This is a genomic window from Thalassospira australica (assembly GCF_044790785.1).
Classification (GTDB): Bacteria; Pseudomonadota; Alphaproteobacteria; order Rhodospirillales; family Thalassospiraceae; genus Thalassospira; species Thalassospira australica_A.
This window is the reverse complement of record NZ_CP085258.1, coordinates 3,938,642-3,956,732: the sequence shown is the minus strand read 5'-3', so window position 1 is coordinate 3,956,732 and position 18,091 is coordinate 3,938,642. Positions and strand designations below refer to the sequence as shown.

General features: G+C 57.3%; 14 protein-coding genes. 7 read left to right on the top strand and 7 right to left on the bottom strand.

Annotated elements, in window-relative coordinates:
* The first annotated feature begins 62 nt into the window (after positions 1-62).
* The gene (locus LG297_RS18385) at positions 63-938 is read left to right on the top strand and encodes a LysR substrate-binding domain-containing protein (RefSeq protein WP_404422840.1); all 876 of its coding nucleotides are present in this window, start codon (positions 63-65) and stop codon (positions 936-938) included.
* Between the two features lie 61 nt (positions 939-999).
* Here the strand turns inward: LG297_RS18385 and LG297_RS18380 are convergent, their stop codons facing one another.
* The 4 genes from LG297_RS18380 to LG297_RS18365 form a co-directional block, all read right to left on the bottom strand.
* A complete protein-coding gene (locus LG297_RS18380) occupies positions 1,000-2,310 on the bottom strand; it encodes a type II toxin-antitoxin system HipA family toxin (RefSeq protein WP_404422838.1) in 1,311 nt (436 codons plus the stop codon).
* Positions 2,310-2,576: a helix-turn-helix domain-containing protein gene (locus tag LG297_RS18375; protein ID WP_404422836.1), complete on the bottom strand. Its 267-nt coding sequence runs from the start codon at positions 2,574-2,576 to the stop codon at positions 2,310-2,312. The genes LG297_RS18380 and LG297_RS18375 overlap by 1 nt, the downstream gene beginning before the upstream one ends.
* Before the next feature lie 116 nt (positions 2,577-2,692).
* Positions 2,693-3,478 (bottom strand): 3-hydroxybutyrate dehydrogenase, encoded by a 786-nt coding sequence (locus tag LG297_RS18370; protein WP_007088879.1) that lies wholly within the window; start codon positions 3,476-3,478, stop codon positions 2,693-2,695.
* Positions 3,479-3,559: 81 nt separating this feature from the next.
* Positions 3,560-5,170, bottom strand: coding sequence for a sigma-54-dependent transcriptional regulator (locus tag LG297_RS18365; protein ID WP_404422834.1), 1,611 nt, complete (start codon positions 5,168-5,170; stop codon positions 3,560-3,562).
* A 224-nt stretch (positions 5,171-5,394) separates the two neighbouring features.
* Here LG297_RS18365 and LG297_RS18360 point away from each other — a divergent pair, with 224 nt between their 5' ends.
* The 4 genes from LG297_RS18360 to LG297_RS18345 all read left to right on the top strand — a co-directional run bounded on the left by LG297_RS18360 (position 5,395) and on the right by LG297_RS18345 (position 11,824).
* Complete coding sequence (locus LG297_RS18360) at positions 5,395-6,612, top strand: methionine gamma-lyase (RefSeq protein WP_404422832.1); 1,218 nt, start codon at positions 5,395-5,397, stop codon at positions 6,610-6,612.
* A 368-nt stretch (positions 6,613-6,980) separates the two neighbouring features.
* Positions 6,981-9,365 (top strand): transketolase, encoded by a 2,385-nt coding sequence (locus LG297_RS18355; RefSeq protein WP_404422830.1) that lies wholly within the window; start codon positions 6,981-6,983, stop codon positions 9,363-9,365.
* Between the two features lie 163 nt (positions 9,366-9,528).
* Complete coding sequence (locus LG297_RS18350; RefSeq protein ID WP_404422828.1) at positions 9,529-10,449, top strand: calcium/sodium antiporter; 921 nt, start codon at positions 9,529-9,531, stop codon at positions 10,447-10,449.
* Positions 10,450-10,678: 229 nt separating this feature from the next.
* On the top strand, positions 10,679-11,824 hold the full coding sequence (locus LG297_RS18345; protein WP_404422826.1) for an HPP family protein: 1,146 nt from the start codon (positions 10,679-10,681) through the stop codon (positions 11,822-11,824).
* Between the two features lie 19 nt (positions 11,825-11,843).
* Here LG297_RS18345 and LG297_RS18340 read toward each other — a convergent pair whose 3' ends face one another.
* The 3 genes from LG297_RS18340 to LG297_RS18330 all read right to left on the bottom strand — a co-directional run bounded on the left by LG297_RS18340 (position 11,844) and on the right by LG297_RS18330 (position 13,964).
* Positions 11,844-12,542, bottom strand: coding sequence for a MarC family protein (locus LG297_RS18340; protein ID WP_404422824.1), 699 nt, complete (start codon positions 12,540-12,542; stop codon positions 11,844-11,846).
* 162 nt (positions 12,543-12,704) lie between these two features.
* Positions 12,705-13,037, bottom strand: coding sequence for an HNH endonuclease signature motif containing protein (locus LG297_RS18335; RefSeq protein WP_404422822.1), 333 nt, complete (start codon positions 13,035-13,037; stop codon positions 12,705-12,707).
* Between the two features lie 30 nt (positions 13,038-13,067).
* Positions 13,068-13,964: a M48 family metalloprotease gene (locus LG297_RS18330; RefSeq protein ID WP_404422820.1), complete on the bottom strand. Its 897-nt coding sequence runs from the start codon at positions 13,962-13,964 to the stop codon at positions 13,068-13,070.
* Positions 13,965-14,290: 326 nt separating this feature from the next.
* Here LG297_RS18330 and LG297_RS18325 point away from each other — a divergent pair, with 326 nt between their 5' ends.
* The gene (locus LG297_RS18325) at positions 14,291-16,600 is read left to right on the top strand and encodes a type I secretion system permease/ATPase (RefSeq protein ID WP_404422818.1); all 2,310 of its coding nucleotides are present in this window, start codon (positions 14,291-14,293) and stop codon (positions 16,598-16,600) included.
* Complete coding sequence (locus LG297_RS18320) at positions 16,600-17,904, top strand: HlyD family type I secretion periplasmic adaptor subunit (protein ID WP_404422816.1); 1,305 nt, start codon at positions 16,600-16,602, stop codon at positions 17,902-17,904. Before LG297_RS18325 ends, LG297_RS18320 begins: the two co-directional genes overlap by 1 nt.
* Positions 17,905-18,091 lie beyond the last annotated feature (187 nt).

The window sequence follows — 18,091 nt, the reverse complement described above, 5'->3', positions numbered from 1 at the left end:
ATTTATTTCCCCTGATCTGATAATCCGGTATTTCGGTAAATGACTTTTACGGTGGTGTAACAATGAATGCGTGGGACGGGATCAGCGAATTTGTCGCCGTGACGGAACGCAAAAGCTTTACGGCAGCCGCCAAGCAGCTTGGCATTTCCGTCGCCCAGGTCAGCCGCCAGATCACCGCGTTAGAAGAAAAGCTTGGCGTGCAGCTTTTTTACCGCACCACGCGCAAGGTTAGTGCTACCGAAGCCGGGCAGGTTTATTACCAGCATTGCCGACAATTGCTGGATGGCTTGCAGGATGCAGAACGGGCAATCGGCACCCTGACACAGGTGCCGCGTGGCAAGCTTAAACTGACCGCGCCAACGACCTACGGTGAAACCGTGATTGCGCCGCTGGTCAATGATTTCGTCGCCCGCTATCCGGAACTTGAAGTCCAGTGCCGTTTTACCAACCAGAAGCTTGATCTGGTGCTGGAAGGCTATGACATGGCGATCCGGCTTGGGCGGCTTGATGGCACGACCGGCAGCTTGATGAGCCAGCAGCTTTCAACCCGCCGCCTTCATGTCTGCGCGTCGCCAGCCTATCTTTCCAAACGTGGGGAGCCGCATTCGCTTTCGGAGCTTGCGCGCCATAACTGCCTTGTCGGGACGCTGGATTACTGGCGGTTTGAAGAAGATGGCCGCGAACGGACCATCCGCATTCATGGCTCGATCCACGCCAATAGCGGGCAGGCGTTACTTGATGCGGCGCTAAAGGGCATCGGCATTGTCCAGTTGCCGGATTATTACGTCGATCCGTGGATCGCCAGTGGTGATCTGGTCCCGGTCCTGTCCAAATTCCAGCCGACCGATGAAGGCATCTGGGCGCTTTATCCGACCAACCGGCACCTTAGTCCGAAAATCCGGATGCTGGTGGAGCATTTGGGGCGGTATTTGGGCTGATTTTGTTACCGAACGGTATCATTCGTCTTGAAATCGAGGAAATGATACCGTTCGGTATCGCTTAATGGTTCTGGCAGCGCGATTTAATGTCTTCCAAGGCGAGATCAAGCAGGCTTGTATCCGCAATTGTTCCGCGCGTGGCTTGGCGCAGTTTGGTTGCTGCTTTTTCGGTTAGCTTGGAGAGTGTTGCAAGTTCGTCGATCACCAGTTTCGGACTGATATTGATATCGGATGCAAAAGATTCCCAATGTTCGCGGCCAAGCAGTTTCGGGTTGCGTTCGCCACCGATGGACATGGCAAGGAGAATGCGTTGCTCTTTGTAAAAATTACGGAATGCTGCGGCGTTATTGAGGTCATAAAGCGGGGCGAGGCGCACACCGCCAGCCTGCCAGATCAGGCTGTAATTTTTGGCATGCGCATCAGGATTGCCGACAAGATATTGGAAAATCGCATATCGTAGCAGCAGCAGTTTATCGCGGGCAGGATCGAGGCTGAAATCCAGCGCGGCAAACATTTTTTTCCAGTCTGGGCCGCCGTCACGCTCGTATTTCTGGTGCGGAAAATATCCGAGCGCCTGACAGAAATCTTCCTGATGCAGGCGGGTCAGATATCGTTGGCCGGATCTTTCGCGCAATGTCCGGTCGTATCGTGCGACAAGCATGAAAACCTGATCTTCTGCCTGCAAAATGTGTGACCGGGGGCAGGTAAGCCCGATTTCACGGGCGATTTCAAGGCAATAATGTTCGACGCGGATCGATTCCGGAAGGCCCTGAATATCGGTCTTGAGGATGTGGGAACTTGGTGTGTTGCCATGCGGCAGGGCAATCTTTTCGCCGGTTCGAATAACAACGGCCTTGTCATGCACGCCTGCCAGCGAAATGCGGACTTCGCCTTGCGCATCAACGAATAGGGGACGTGCGGGCAAGTCGCGGATGTGCCCGGCAAGTTCTGCTTCGTCGAGAATGCGATATTCCGGATGGGTTGTATCTTCGGGGGTTTCAGCAGTGCCGACCGGGGCGATGGATACGGCCCCCGCACAATCCTTGCCAAGGGCAAATAGCATTGCAAATTCGTCATCTGCGGCGATGTCGTGATCTTTGCTTAGAACAAGAGCGAGTTTTCGACGGGTCAATTTGTTGTCCGGCAGCAGCCCGGCAAAGAAAGGCCCGCATTCAGCATCATCAAACCAGCGATTTTCCCCCGCTTGTGTCGGTACCGGCAGGCGAAGGGACAGTTGGGGGTTGACGGTTTGAGCGGTGGCAGATCGGTGAATGTGATCGGGGCTATAGCGAAAGCGCAGGCCACCCTTATCGTCGGTGCCAAGTGTGCCGATTTCGATACCGTGCAATCGAACAGAGGCTTCCTGTGCCATTAAAGCCCCTCGTCAATGTCGATGATTTCGGAAGTATCGTTTGGTGTTGTGGTGGTCTGAAGATCGGTCAGCGATAGTGGACTGCCCAGCAAAACAAACAGGCGAATGATCATGTCAATGGGTGGGGTGCTGCTGCCCCGCTCGAATGACGATAGCCATTTTCGGCTGTAGCCGATAAGGGCTGCGGTCTGGCTTTGGGTAAGGCCGCGCTGCTTGCGTAAGCTACGCGCGGCCACCCGAATATCGTCAATGTTTCGAATGATCATGATGTCACCGAACAGTTTCTTTCTTGCCTGAGGCAAGGTTATGTAACTATTCGGTATCATTCAAGCAAAATGCGCTACTTTGACACCAAACGGTATCAAAGTAGCGCATGAAAACTTTACTGCGCGGTCCAGCCACCATCCACCGACATATGCGTGCCGGTCATCTGTGATGCGGCGTCCGAGCACAGGAACAGGGCGGTCTGGCCGATCTGTTCGGGGGTGACGAACTGTTTGGACGGGTGTTTGTCCGAGACCAGATTGGTTGCGGCCTGTTCGATGGAAATGCCGCCTTCCTTGGCCTTGGCTTCGATCTGGCGTTCGACCAGTTCGGTGCGTACCCAGCCCGGGCAGATTGAATTGGCGGTGATGCCGCTTTCGGCGGTTTCAAGGGCTGTTACCTTGGTCAGGCCCATGATGCCGTGTTTGGCCGCGACATAGGCGGCCTTTTGGACCGATGCGACCAGACCGTGGGCTGATGCGGTATTGATGATCCGGCCCCAGTTTTTCTTTTTCATGTTCGGCAGGGCAAAGCGCGTCGTGTGAAAGGCCGAGGTCAGGTTGATCGCAATGATCGCATCCCATTTTTCCGGCGGGAAATCCTCGATGAGCGCGGTGTACTGGATACCCGCATTGTTGATCAGGATATCGGCGCCACCGCCGAATTTTGCGGCGGCGTCCATCATCATTGCTTCGATCTGATCGGGTTTGGAGAGGTCCGCGCCATTGTAATGCGCGGTCACGCCAAATTCGGTTTCAAGCGATTTGCGGGTGGCCTCGATTTCGTCCTTATCGCCAAAGCCGTTCAGCATGATATCCGCCCCGGCCCCTGCGAGGGCCTTGGCCATCGCAAGTCCGATGCCGCTGGTGGAGCCGGTAACAAGTGCGCATTTGCCTGTCAGCATGATGTTTCTCCCTGTGGGTGAGGAGTTGTTGCTCCTCCTAAGTTAGGTGGATCATGCCGCAATGCAACATGGGTGGCAAGATCAACCGGAAATGCCATATTTGCGAAGCTTGCGGGCAATCGCCGTGTGCGAGATGCCAAGCCGTTCGGCAAGCTTCCGCGAGCTTGGATAATCCGGGTAAAGGCGCGCCAGCATTTCACGTTCGAGCATGTCCAACCCGTCGGCAAGTGTACCTTGGGCGATGGCCGCATTGATCGGGTCGGTTGCGGGGGCGGTGGGTGCCTGATCGCGGGATGTTGCGGTTTCATCCGTGGCCGTGGCGGGCGGGTTGCTTGCGGTTGTGGTCAGGTCGCGTGCGGTCAGGATATCGCCATCCAGAAGGGCGACGGCGCGAAACAGGGTGTTTTCCAGTTCGCGGACATTGCCCGGCCAATCGTGGCTGGCAAGCCAGGACAGGGCATCCCTTGCGATATGGGGTGTTGCGCGTTCGGTTTGCTGGGCGGTGCGGGTGACGAAATAAAGCGCCAGTTCGGCAATGTCTTCGCGCCGGTCGCGCAGGGGCGGCAGGGTGATGCCAAGGACGTTGAGACGGAAATAAAGGTCTTCGCGGAATGTGCCGTCATGCGACATGGTTTCAAGGTCGCGGTTGGTCGCACTGATGATGCGGACATCAACCGCAATTTCATCCGTGCCGCCGACGCGCCGGAACCGGCCATCCTGCAACACGCGCAGAAGCTTGGCCTGCAAATAGGGTGTCAGTTCGCCGATTTCATCGAGAAACAATGTGCCGCCATCGGCCAGTTCCAGAAGCCCCGGCTTGCCGCCACGTCGCGCACTGGTAAAGGCCCCGGCGGCATAGCCAAACAGTTCGCTTTCGGCCAGGCCTTCGGGCATGGCAGCACAGTTTAGCGCCAGAAAAGGCTGATCGGCGCGGTTGCTGGCCCGGTGGCAGGCGCGGGCAAAAAGCTCCTTCCCCGTGCCGGTTTCACCAAGGATCAGAAGCGGGGCATCGACCGATGCCAGTCGTTTTGCCTGTGCCTTGACCCGTGCCAGAACCTTGCTTTGGCCGATGATATCGTCAAATCCGGTGTGGCTTCGATCCTGAAGGGCGGTCATGACGCGGCCAAGGCGTGCGGCCCGGTGAAATACCATGACCCCGCCCCACGGTTCGTCATCGGCGGCATCGGTACCGTCATCGACATGGCCGATGGGTTCGACCTGCAGCAGATAGGTCTGTCCGCCCAGTGTGACCTCGCGTTCGGGCAGGCGGAAATGGCTTTGGCGCAGGTCATCAATATCCGGGTCGGTCAGGAAATCGGCCAAGGGCCGGTCGCGCAGCGGGGCATCGGGGGAGCCTGCGATGTTTTGCGCTGCCGGGTTGGCCTGCGCGATCAGGCCGTTGGCGTCAACCGCGATCACCGGATCGCCAAGGGCGGCAAGGGTTGCGTGAAGCTGCGCGCGCCGTCGTTCGGTCGGCAGGCGGTCAATCGGTTTGACGTCCTCGATGCCGGGTAGCTGCATCAGGCGATGGGCGAGCAGTGGAAAACGTTCCGGCCGGATTGCCGGGATATCGGCAAAGATATGGTGGGTCGTGACCTCAAAGGCGCGGATATCCAGTTTGAAATCCGCCAGCACATTGACGACGTCCCGCGTGATGCCGACCCTGTTTTCCCCGGTGATTTCAAAACGCATGGCTGTACCGAAATGTTTACACTGTATCGAAAACTATACAGTGATAGGCGGCTGTTTTCCAGTGGTTTTGGCGAAATGTCGCGGTTGGTGAAGGTGCTTGTAAACTTAAGTTTACACGTGGGCGAGGTGAGGTTTTGCTAAGTATCTGAAATGAGGGGGTTTTCAATTCTGGCACGGGCCTTGCGGAGATGGGGGCAGAAAACTTTAGATAACAGGAGCCTTTCATGTCTGATCCGCGTCACACCAAATCCGGTTTTGCCACCCGCGCCATCCATCATGGTTATGATCCGCAAAGCCATAATGGTGCGCTGAACCCGCCGGTTTACATGAGCTCCACCTTTGCGTTTGAAACCGCCGAGCAGGGCGGACGCATGTTTGCCGGTGAAGAGCAGGGCTTTATCTATTCGCGGATCGGCAACCCGACGCTGGCCCTTCTGGAAAGCCGTCTGGCGGTGCTTGAGGGCGGCGAAGCAGCCCTTGCCACCGCATCGGGCATGGGGGCGATTACGTCGGTCTTCTGGACCTTCATTGCGCCGGGGGACGAGATCATTGTGGATCGCACGCTTTATGGCTGCACGTTTGCCTATTTCCGCCACGGGCTTGAGAAATTCGGGGTCAAGCATACCCATGTTGATCTGACCGATCCGAAGGAACTTGAAAAGGCGATTTCGGACAAAACCAAAATCGTTTATTTCGAAACCCCGGCCAACCCCAATATGCGTCTGGTCGATATCGAAGCCATTTCCGAGATCGCCCATAAACATGGGGCGAAGGTCGTGGTCGATAACACCTATTGCACGCCGTATTTGCAGCGCCCGATTGAATTGGGGGCCGATATCGTGGTGCATTCGGCGACCAAATATCTGGGCGGTCATGGGGATCTGACGGCGGGGGCGGTGATTGGCCGTGCGGAAGATCTTGAACAGGTTCGTCTGGTTGGCCTGAAAGACATGACCGGTGCGGTTCTGTCGCCGCAGGATGCCAATCTGGTGATGCGGGGGCTCAAGACGCTTGAACTTCGCATGGAACGCCATTGCGACAATGCCGAAAAAATCGCGACCTTCCTTGAAAACCATCCGAAGGTCGAAAAGGTTTTCTATCCCGGTCTTGAAAGCTTTGCGCAATATGAACTGGCGAAAAGGCAGATGGCCCGCTTTGGCGGCATGATCGCGTTTGAACTTAAAGGCGGGATCGAGGAGGGCCGCAAGCTGATGAACGGTCTTAACATGATCACGCGCGCGGTCAGCCTTGGCGATGCCGAAACCCTGATCCAGCATCCGGCATCGATGACCCATTCGACCTATACGCCGGAAGAACGCGCGCGATATCAGATCACCGATGGCCTGATCCGCCTGTCGGCGGGACTTGAAAGCATCGACGATATTCTGGCCGATCTTGAGCAGGCGCTGGACGGGGATCAGATGGCGATTGCCGCCGAATAATCCCGGACTCCCCGAACAAGGGAGGCGGACCGCACCCCCCGAACGATTTGCGGTCCGTATAAGGTTGCGCATGGCGCGGGTGCCGTTCGTGCCATGCGTAATCGCTTTGACGGGGTTTGTTGACCCCGAATCGGGATCGGAAACCGGCAAAAATCCTATCCGGGCCTGTGTGCCACATTCGACGAATTTCAGAAAACTTGCGTGGGCTGAACGAGGGTTTTTTGAAAGTTTCGTCAATCCTGCGATTTTTGTTGCTTTCGCTTGATTGGCGTCGCGCAGCAGCAAAAATACGCAATCCCATACCGAAATAAGGCGTGCGGCCAGACCGGTGATACCGGGCCGAAACGCCAGCGAGAGGCGAGAAAAAGATGTCAGCACAAAACAGCACACCTGAAATTGGCGAAATGATCGAAGCAACCTCGACCGGGCGCGTGGCGGCCAGGGACCTCGAGATGCTGGGCCAGATTGAAAAAAAGGTGCGCTGGCTATCAAGCTGGACCATCCATAACGCCAACCATATCCGCCCGAAACGCGATGGCATCAAGGTCGGCGGCCATCAGGCAAGCTGCGCATCGATGACAACCTTGATGACGGCCCTTTATTTCAACGTCCTGCGCCCGCAGGACCGGGTCGCGGTCAAGCCGCATGCCTCGCCGGTTTTCCATGCGATCAATTATCTGTTTGGTCGCCAGTCGAAGGAAAAGCTTGAAAACTTCCGCGCCTTTGGCGGCGCGCAATCCTATCCGTCGCGGACCAAGGATGGCGATGTTGTCGATTTTTCGACCGGGTCGGTCGGGCTTGGCGCGGCGGTTACCAACTTTGCCGCGTTGACGCAGGATTACCTGCGTTACAAGGATATGCTGCCGCGTGGGGAACAGCCCGGTCGCATGGTTGCGCTTGTTGGTGATGCGGAACTGGATGAAGGCAATATCTATGAGGCGCTTCTTGATACCTGGAAGCACGATATTCGCAATGTCTGGTGGGTGATTGATTACAACCGTCAAAGCCTTGATGGCATGATCGATGCGCATCTGTTCCGCGTGATCGGCCGGTTTTTCCGCGCGGTCGGCTGGAACGTCATCACCATCAAATATGGCCGCAAACTGCATGATGCCTTTGCCAAGCCGGGTGGAAAGTCGCTTAAAAAATGGCTGAACGAGGCGCCGAACGATGTTTATTCCGCCCTGACCTTCCAGGGGGGTGCGGCATGGCGCAAACAGATCCTTGGCGATATGCCGGGCGACAATGCGCTGGCAAGTTTGCTTGGCGATTATGATGACGATGCCCTGCATGACCTGATGACCAATCTGGGCGGGCATTGCATGGAAGCGGTTCTTAATGCGTTTGATTCGGTTCCCAATGACAAGCCGACGATCTTTATCGCCTATACGGTCAAGGGCTATGCCACCCCGCTTCAGGGGCACAAGGACAACCATGCGGGCCTTATGAATGTGGCCCAGATGGACGCGTTCAAAAAACAGAACAATATCGGGGACGGGCAGGAATGGGATTATGCCGCCGGTCTTGACGTCGCCGAGGACAAGGTGCGTGCCTATATCGACGCAGCCCCCTTTAATGACGGCAAATCGCGCAAGAAGCTCGCGACTGTCATCGATATCCCCGAAATGCCTTATGCGCGGGTTGATACATCGAGCACGCAGGAAGTCTTTGGCAAAATCCTGAACGAGCTTGCGAAAATGAAGGATAGCGATCTGGCTGACCGGATCGTCACCACATCGCCCGATGTGACGGTATCGACCAACCTTGGCGGGTTTGTGAACCAGCGCGGGCTGTTTGCGCGCGAAAACCTTGCCGATGAATTCCGCGAACGCAAGGTGCCCTCGGCCCAGAAATGGATCAGATCGCCCGAAGGCCAGCATGTCGAACTGGGCATTGCCGAAAACAACCTGTTTTTGAACCTGGCCGCCCTTGGCCTGTCGCACAGCCTGTTCGGGCAGCGGCTGTTTCCGATTGGAACGCTTTATGATCCGTTCATTGCGCGCGGCCTCGATGCGCTGAATTATGCCTGCTATCAGGATGCGCGGTTCATGGTTGTTGCCACGCCAAGCGGCATTACCCTGGCCCCCGAGGGTGGTGCGCATCAGTCGATTTCAACCCCGATGATCGGCATGGGGCAGCCGGGCCTGACCAGTTTCGAGCCAAGCTTTGGCGACGAACTTGCCACCATCATGGGCTGGTCTTTTGATCATCTGCAAAATCCCGACGGCGGATCGGTATATCTGCGCCTGTCGACCAAACCGCTTGCGCAGCCGGAACGTGACCTTTCCGAGGCGACAAAATCCGAAATCGTATCGGGCGGTTACTGGCTGCGCGAACCGGGCGAAAATTGCAAAATGGCGATTGCCTATTGCGGGGCCATGGCCCCCGAAGCCATTGCCGCGTGGGAAAAACTTGAAGCCGATCATCCGGGAATTGGCCTTTTGGCCGTGACCTCGACCGACCGGCTTTATAATGAATGGCAGGATCTGGAACGGGCGCGGCTTGAAGGCAAATCGGATGGGCGCATGGCCCATATCGAAAACCTTCTGAAGCCGCTGGCATCCGATGCGCGTCTTGTTACGGTGATTGACGGTCATCCGGCAGCCCTTGCCTGGCTGGGGTCTGTGCGCGGGCATGCGGTTGCGCCGCTTGGCGTCAATGCGTTTGGCCAGTGCGGCGACAGTATCGATCTGTATAAATATTACCAGATCGACACCGATGCGATCATCCGGGCGACCAAGCGCTGGGATTGATATCCATCTGGAAATCTGCATCAATGGCCGGGAATTTCCCGGCCATTTTGCTTTGTCGCGGAAATGTAATCGGGGTCACTTGCACGGTTGCGGGAATGCACACACATCTGCGCATTGGTTGCTGTGACAATATCGTTCCGCAGCGCAATGGGGAGCTTCTGTCTTGGAATATTTGTTGTTGCTGGCCGGCCTTGCCGGTCTGTTTTTCGGTGGCGAGGCGCTGGTGCGTGGCAGTGTCGGGATTGCGCAACGTCTGGCGATGCCGCCGCTTCTGATCGGCCTGACGGTCGTTGGTTTTGGCACCTCGACCCCGGAATTGCTGGTTTCGGTTGATGCTGCCCTGCGCGGAGCTTCCGACATTGCGCTGGGCAATGTCGTTGGATCGAATATTGCCAATATTCTGCTGATTGTCGGCGTTTCGGCCCTTATCTGGCCGATCCGGGTTTCTGGCGATACCCTGAAACGCGACACGGGGGTGATGATGGCGGCCGCCATTATCCTTGTGCCGATCTTTGCCTTCGGGATGATGGGGCGGGTTGCCGGGGGGATCCTGTTTGCGTCGCTTGTCGCCTATCTTGTGTTTGCCTATCGCCAGTCGCGCAATGCGCCGGTTGCCGATGAGAGTGATCTGCCCGTTCCGGCGCGTGGCTTGTGGCTGTCGCTGGTCTGGGTGATTGGCGGGCTGGTTGCGTTGATGTTTGGCGCGCGCTTCATGGTCGATGGGGCGGTGACGATTGCCCGGACCTTTGGCGTGTCCGAGGCCTTTATCGGTTTGACGGTGGTTGCGGTGGGCACATCCCTGCCGGAGCTGGCAACCTCGTTAATCGCGGCGTTCCGCAAACAGTCGGAAATTGCCATCGGCAATATCGTCGGGTCGAACATTTTCAACGTTCTGGGTATTCTTGGTCTGACCGCCATCATTGCCCCGATCCCGGTTGCCAGCCGTTTCCTGACCTTCGATCTGCCGATCATGATCGCGGTATCGCTGGTTCTGACTTTGTTGTTGCGCCGTCAGATGCTCGGGCGGGGGATCGGGATTGTGATGCTTGTTGCCTATGGCGGATATGTTTTTGCCGCACAGTGAAATATTGCCAGCCAGTGCGGGTGCGATCCCGCCTGTCGCAAGATATCGCGACCGAAGGTCTTGCCGGTAAAAGTTTGAAAGGAGGGCCCGGTGCCCTCCTTTTTTATTGGGCGCTTATCGGTTGCCGTTATTGACGGGGATGTGGATTATAAGTACTAGAAAAAATCGCATTTATAAAAATTGAACAATAATGAAATGTTCAATAATGGGCCGGAAATGAACCAATCCTATGAAATTTTGCAACTATCGCGCGCTTTATCCGGCGATACCGGCCAGCACGCATAAGGAAGCCATCCGTGCCGGGCTCGGGGCGCTGATCGGGCTGGGGATTGCCGGTTTTGTTCTGTCGTTCTTTGATCTGCAGGGTGCCGGGCTTTATCTGATTGCGCCCTTCGGGGCGTCGTCGGTGCTGCTGTTTGCCGTGCCAAACAGCCCGCTGGCGCAGCCGTGGTCGGCAATTGTCGGCAACTCTGTTGCTGCCCTTGCCGGGGTTGCCGTTTGTTATGTGATACCCGATCCGGTTTTGCGGGTGGCGGTGGCGGTCGGGCTTGCCATTACGGTTATGATCCTGGCGCGTGCGGTCCATCCGCCGGGCGGGGCGGTTGCGATGGTTGTTGCGATGAACCCCGATATTGCAACCGAGCTTGGCTTTCGGTTTGCCCTGACACCGGTTGCCGCAATCACGGCCATTCTTGTTCTGACGGCGGTGGTGTATGCCCGGGCAACCGGGCGGAAATATCCGCTGCGCCATTTCGATGACAAGGGGCCGTATCAGACAGCGGACCGTTCCCCGATTGAGCGGCTTGGTCTGGACGAGGGGGAACTGAACACCATTTTGCAGCAATATCGCCAGTCGCTGAACCTTGGCGTCGAAGACCTTGCGCGCCTGATCGGGGCGGCCGAATTTCAGGTTGCTGCCCATCGCGCAGGGCCGATCACGGCCGGTCAGATCATGTCTCGCGATCTGGTGACGGTGAATGCCCAAACTCCGCTTAGCGAGGTCGCCGATCTGTTTCGTCGTCACGGGTTTACATCATTGCCGGTCATTCAGGATGACGGACGTTTTATCGGCGTGATTTTCCAGATCCATCTGATTCGGCGTGCAACCGAAGACGCACTGCGTCTGGATCGCGGATTGCTTGCCGCGATGGCGCGCCTGATTGATCGCCGTCGCAATGTCCCGATCCGGGCCATCGAAATCATGTCGGTGACAGAACCGCGGGCAACGGCAAATACCCCGATTGCTGCCTTGCTGCCGCTGATGGCGGATGGGGCCTGTGATGCGGTTCCGGTCCTTGAAGATAACCGGATCATCGGCATCGTCACCCGAACCGACCTTATTGCCGCATTGGCCCATGCGGGGTTGAAAGGCTAGGTAACGTCGAAGGTGTCGATCAGAAAAACGCCTGTTTGATGCCATCGATGATGAACTGGACGGCAAGGGCGGCCAGGATCATGCCGAGCAGGCGGGATATAACCGTGGCGACCGTCGGGCTCAGGCGTTTGGCAACCAGATTGGCCAGCAGGAACATGGTCAGTGCGCAGAGCATGACAAGGCCGACAACCGCGACGACGCTGACCTGCATCACCACGCTGTCTTCGTATTTGCCCATCAGGAGCATCACGGTCGCGATGGAGCCGGGACCGGCAAGGAACGGGATCGACATCGGGAAGATTGAAATGTCGTCCGGTTCTTCGTCGGGTTGCGCCGGTTTGGCATCGGTGATCTGCTGTTCAAGTTCGTGTTCGTCTTCAAGTTCCTGATGAACCTGTTCGGCGCGCTGGTTGCGTTTCTGGCTGCGGCGTTCAAACAGCATTTCAAGCGCGATCAGGAACAGAAGCGTTCCGCCGGCAATCCGGAAGGCCGGCATGTGAATGCCAAAGATGCCAAGCACGCTTTCGCCGATAACGGCAAAGGCGGCCAGGATCAGGAAGCTTGCGATACAGGCCCGGATCGCCATGCGGCGGCGATGTCTGGTGTCGGTGCCCTGTGTCAGGACGATGAAAACCGGCACCAGCCCCAGCGGATCAATGATCACAAATAACGTGACAAAGGCCGGGATCAGTTCGCTCAGCATGTCGAGGCTTGGCATCTGGTTTCCTTTGTCCGTTCTTGGGGGTGATTGGTCTTCATACTGCCAATTGCAACACGGTTTGTCGCCGCAAAACTGGGGCCGTATATCGGCCCGGTCGTGCAAGGTAAACCTTTATGTCGGCTGCAAAATGCAATCGGCCTGTTATCTGTTTTCGTGATTTTAACGGCTGCGGCGGCGATTGCGCCCGTATCGTCCGGCATTTTCGGGCCAGTCGACATAATCAACTGGTTTTTTGCGTATCCATCGGATGAATGTCTGCATGTCGGGATGGGCGATGATTTTTTCCGGTGTATCGAAATCACGCGCCAGCGTTGTTTCGTCAAACAATCGATGGATCATGCGATGACAGACGCGGTGCAGCCATTGGGTATCCGTGCCGCCCCTTGATTTCGGTGTCCAGTGATGGCGGTCGACACTGTTGCCTGCGACCATCATCCGCCCGCAAATCGGGCAGGGACCAAGTTCCTGATCTGGCGTGGGCGATAGGGGCATGAAAGAGGGCGTCGTTGTTTTCAGGTGGGGCTAGTTTGCGCCGGGCGGACGCCGGTTTTCAAAGAATTTCTGCCATGTGCCCGGTTTAAGGTCGCGCAATGCCCGGATGCGGGCACTGACCGATGGGTGGGTATCAAGCAGGGATGGCGGTTGCGTGCTGCGATAGGGGATCAGGCGCAGGCGGCGGCGATTGATCTGATCGATATGCAAAAGTGCGTCGATCATGTCTTCGGGGCCATTCAACAGGTCGCTGGCCCCGTGATCGGCAACAAATTCGCGGTCGCGTATTACGGCGCGCTGCAACAGGAAGCTGATCGTCGGGATGGCCCCAAAGATGATGATCATCCAGGCGGGTGGGTTAAGGTCACCAAAGATGAACACCATCAATCCGAAGAGTGCCACCGTCCAGGTTGCACGATACAGAATATCGGTCATCAGAAGAATGCGGGTGTCGCCATGCCAGGCATGGGCGATCTCGTGTGCCAGAAGGGCGCGCATCTGGCGCGGGGAGAGGTCATGCAGGGCGTCGCTGGATATCGCGATGGTGGTATCCTCGGCGGTGCCGGTGGTGATCGCATTGACACCCTTGCCGGGCAGAAGGAAAAGTTTGGGCAGGTAATCAAGCCCGGCGCGCCGCGCCAGCATGGCCGCCATTTCGTGAATGGCGGGGAATGATCCGCTGTCCAGTGGCCGGGCACGCAGCAGTTTCATCAGGATTTCGGGCGAAATCATCGGGGCGAGTACCAGCATCAGTGCAACCGCAATGGCGGCTGAAATCGCCATCGACAACCCGCCCAGCATCCATGCGCAGGCCGCCAGTACCCCGGCCATACAGGCCAGCAGAGGAAAAGTATGCGATGCACTTCCGGGGCTGATCGCCAGAAAGCGTTGCAGAAAGAGCGGCAGGTTTGAACGTTCGTTACTCATGCGGTTTTCCGGCTCCTTCTCCCTTTTCTGGCTCCCTTTTCTGAAAAGTTGTTCTTTTCGCCTGCAACGGCAAGGGATAAACATGAAGAGCGCACAGGTGATGCGAAATCCGGATTCGTTGTCCGATGTTGGCGGTATAGAGGAAAAAATAGCGACAATTGCGCCCGCAAATCGTTGAATTTCCTTAATTCGTTAACACATCCTTATATGTTGCCCTAGAATAGTGATTATGCAATCGGATAGGTACCCTGTGACAGTTCTGTCGCGGGGGCTTGGCGTGTGAGCCGGAATTCGATATCGGAAATCGGGGTTTGGGAAGGAACGCAATGACCCTGCTGGACAAAATCCAGTCGGTCCGCAAGGCGGGCGCGACACGGGAAGGGGATCGCACCCCGCTGGAACGGGTGTTCTGGCGGTCGATTGCCCTTGTCGGCGGATTCAGCATGGTCATCAATATGCTGAACATGGTCATCCCGATCTATTCGATGCAGGTGTTTGACCGTGTCCTTTCCAGCCGCAGTGTCGATACGCTGCTGTTGCTGACGCTTGGGATCGGTCTTGTCCTGGTTTTTATCGCGGCGATGGAGCAGTTGCGTTCCCGCCTGTTGATCCGGGTCGGAACCGCACTTGACCTGCGGCTTGGCGGGGATCTGTTTGCCCATGTCGTGCAGCAGGCGGCACGCGGCAACAATATGCGCCAGCGCCCTTTGCGCGATCTTTATGGTCTGCGCGGGTTCCTGACCGGATCGGGCCCCTTTACCCTGATCGATTTCATGTGGGCGCCAGTTTATATCGGTGTGGTTTTCATCTTTGACACGCGGCTTGGGCTTGTCGCCTGTGCCGGGGCAGCGATCCTGATCCTGATTGCGATTGCCAACGAGGCGGCGGCAAAGATTTCGGTCGACCGGTCCGAAGAAAGCCAGAACCGTGGCATCGCGCAGGAAGAAACCTATGTCCGCAATGCCGAGGCGATGGAAGCCATGGGCATGACTCCGGCTGCGCGCCAACGCTGGCAGGCGGATCAATCGGATTCGCTTTACTGGGAAGGGCAGGCCAGCCGCCGGGTGGGTACATCGACCACGCTGTCGCATTTTATCCGTCTGGCGATGCAGGTGTGCTTTATCGGGGTTGGTGCCTATCTGGTGCTGTCCGAAAGCATCACGATCGGGATCATGGTGGCATCCATGATCATGGGGATGCGCGGGCTGGCCCCGTTTGATGGCGCGGTTTCAGCATGGCGGAGCTGGAATTCGGCGCGCAATTCGTTCGAACGGCTGAACAAGATCCTTCTGGATAAACGCCAGACCAACCCGGCACCCCTGCCACGCGGACGGGGCATGACGGTTATGGTTGATCGGCTGGTCTTTGCCCCGCCCGGCAGCCGCAATGTCCTGTTCAAGGGGTTTTCGTTCAAGGCCGGACCGGGGCAGGTTATTTCCATCGCCGGGTTTAACGGGGTTGGCAAAACCGCGCTTTTGAAACTGATCATGGGCATCTGGGTGCCCGGATCGGGATCGGTCAAGCTTGATGAAATCGAGGCATCGCGCATTGATCGCGGCGAACTTGGCCCGCAGGTCGGCTATTTGTCGCAAAACCCGTTTCTGTTTCCAGGAACGATTGCCGAAAATATTGCCCGTCTTGGCAATGCCGAGATGCGTGACATCATTCAGGCGGCCGAACTGGCGGGGGCGCATAAATTCATCCTTGATCTTCCCGATGGTTACGAAACCCGTGTTGAACGGGGCGGGCGCAATCTTTCGGGCGGGCAGCGACAGCTTATCGCCCTTGCCGCCGCCCTGTTCGGGCGACCGCGCCTGTTGTTGCTTGATGAACCGACCACGGCCCTTGATGACAATGGTGTCGGGCATATCAGCGGGCTGATCGATATTGTGCGCCGTGCCGGGATCACGACCTTTATCGTCAGTCACGAACGCGAAATTCTGGTACGTGCCGATGCGATCATTGCCCTTGCCAATGGTCAGATTCAGGTCGTGCCGGTGCGGAGCAAGGCCGATCAGATGATCGCGCCGTCCGCACCGATGGCGCCACCCCCGACCGAACCGGCATCTGACGGGCAAATGCGGATTACGCCAAAGCGGATTGCCGTGCCCAACCCGGATGCACCGCGCCCGATCATTGAAAAGAATTCGGCGCAAAACCGGACACCGGGACAGCCGCCTTTGCCCGCTGGCATCATGCCGACACCAGCCCGCGCACAGGCCAGCCGTGTCGCGCAGGCCAAGGCAAAGGCCGGGATCGAGCGCACCGAAATGGTGCCGCAACCGACGCCGGGCGGAACCATGATGACCATGCGCCCGGCCACCCGCAAAAAGGCCGCGGAATCAGCGGACGACCGTGCCGAACGGATGCGCATCGCCCGTGAAAAACAGGAAAAGCAAAGACTGAGCGCGCGTAAAACCGCGCGTGAAGCCGCCCTTGAAGCCAGCCGCAAGGAAGCACGTGCGCAGGTGTTGGCGAAAAAGGCCGCTGCCCGTGAGGAGGCGCGCAAGGCGCGGCGTGCTGCCGAACGCACCGCAGGACAACAGCCAACAGCCGCACCGCGCCCGAAACGCAGTGACCCGCCACAGCTTCGGGTGGTTGAAGGATCGGCTGGCCGCAGACAGGGTGGTGCCTGATGGCAGGGGTGCAGCTTCCAACCGCGCGCGAACTTGAAACCGATGTCAGGCCGCTGGTGCGGATCGGCCTTCTGATCCTGATCCTTGGCGTCGGATCGGTGTTTTTGTGGGCGGCAACGGCGCGCATCAATTCGGCCGCAACAGCCAGTGGCGTGGTCGCACCTTTTTCGGGACGACAGAGTGTTCAGCATCTTGAAGGCGGAATCATTCGTGAAATTCTGGTGCGCAATGGTGCGCGCGTGCAGGGTGGCGATGTTCTGATCCGGCTGGACGATACGCGTGCGCGGGCCAGTTATGACCTGCTGAATAACCGATACCTCAATGCGCTGGCGACACAGGCACGCCTGATTGCCGAACGTGGCGACAAGGACAGAATTCAGTTTCCCGCGCCGCTTTATGATCCGAAATATGCCGGGATTGTTGAATCGCAGGAAACCCTGTTTCAAAGCCGCATGAACGCATTCCGCGGTGAACTTGACCTTTATGACGAACGGATCAAGGAACTGCGCCGGGAGATTATCGGCACGCAGGAACAAAAAACCGCCGCCGAACAGCAGGTTGGCATCGTCAAGGAAGAGCTGGCCATGGTTACACCGATGGTCGAGCTTGGCTATGCCCGCCGGACGCGGTTGTTGCAACTGGAAAGCCGGTTGGTTGAAGTGCTGGGCAATATCGGGCGATTTTCAGCCGATATTGCGCGCATCGAACAGCAAATCCAGCAGGTCAAATCCAGCCAGGCGCAGTTGACGCGCGATAATCTGCAAACCATCAATACCGAGCTTCGCGATATCCAGGGCGAGATTTCCGACCTGAACGAACGGTTACGTTCGGCCGAGGATATTCTGATACGGTCCGACATCAAGGCACCGCGTTCGGGGACGGTGACCAACCTTCAATTTTCGACGGTCGGCGGGGTGATACCGCCCGGTGCGCAAGTCCTTGAAATCGTGCCACAAGATGACAAGCTTGTGATCGAGGCACGGGTATCGCCAAACGACATTGATGTCGTGCATGAGGGGCTTGAAGTTAATATCCGGGTGACGGCTTTCAGCCAGCGCTGGTTTGCGCCGGTAAAGGGCGTTGTGGCGGATGTATCGCCGGACCGCTTGACCGACCCGGAAGGCCGCCCGTATTTTCAGGCAATGATCGAAATCGATTCGGAAAGTCTTGCCGAGCATGAAGGCATGATTTTGTCACCGGGCATGGCCGCGCAGCTTGAAATCGTGACCGGTGCGCGGACGATTCTCGCCTATCTGTTTGCCCCGATAACCGACAGTTTTGATCGCGCATTCCGCGAGCAATAAGCGGATCGACCCGGTTCGGGGTGCGTCTATCTACCCTATACAACCTGACAGATTCTGTCAGAGGCGAATTTCGCCTTCCAAATCCCCGGAAAACATGAAAAAAATGTGATTTACCGATTCTGGTGCGCATCTTCCGTTGATGGGCTCTTGATTGGGGTCTATACTAGTGTATATGTATGGCCCGTTG

Bases quoted from the DNA above. Each gene is read 5' to 3' on its own strand.
- LG297_RS18330 (WP_404422820.1), bottom strand. From the start codon at position 13,964: ATGAGTAACGAACGTTCAAACCTGCCGCTCTTTCTGCAACGCTTTCTG.
- LG297_RS18335 (WP_404422822.1), bottom strand. From the start codon at position 13,037: ATGCCCCTATCGCCCACGCCAGATCAGGAACTTGGTCCCTGCCCGATT.
- LG297_RS18345 (WP_404422826.1), top strand. From the start codon at position 10,679: ATGAAATTTTGCAACTATCGCGCGCTTTATCCGGCGATACCGGCCAGC.
- LG297_RS18365 (WP_404422834.1), bottom strand. From the start codon at position 5,170: ATGCGTTTTGAAATCACCGGGGAAAACAGGGTCGGCATCACGCGGGAC.
- LG297_RS18380 (WP_404422838.1), bottom strand. From the start codon at position 2,310: ATGGCACAGGAAGCCTCTGTTCGATTGCACGGTATCGAAATCGGCACA.
- LG297_RS18325 (WP_404422818.1), top strand. From the start codon at position 14,291: ATGACCCTGCTGGACAAAATCCAGTCGGTCCGCAAGGCGGGCGCGACA.
- LG297_RS18340 (WP_404422824.1), bottom strand. From the start codon at position 12,542: ATGCCAAGCCTCGACATGCTGAGCGAACTGATCCCGGCCTTTGTCACG.
- LG297_RS18360 (WP_404422832.1), top strand. From the start codon at position 5,395: ATGTCTGATCCGCGTCACACCAAATCCGGTTTTGCCACCCGCGCCATC.
- LG297_RS18320 (WP_404422816.1), top strand. From the start codon at position 16,600: ATGGCAGGGGTGCAGCTTCCAACCGCGCGCGAACTTGAAACCGATGTC.
- LG297_RS18385 (WP_404422840.1), top strand. From the start codon at position 63: ATGAATGCGTGGGACGGGATCAGCGAATTTGTCGCCGTGACGGAACGC.
- LG297_RS18370 (WP_007088879.1), bottom strand. From the start codon at position 3,478: ATGCTGACAGGCAAATGCGCACTTGTTACCGGCTCCACCAGCGGCATC.
- LG297_RS18355 (WP_404422830.1), top strand. From the start codon at position 6,981: ATGTCAGCACAAAACAGCACACCTGAAATTGGCGAAATGATCGAAGCA.
- LG297_RS18375 (WP_404422836.1), bottom strand. From the start codon at position 2,576: ATGATCATTCGAAACATTGACGATATTCGGGTGGCCGCGCGTAGCTTA.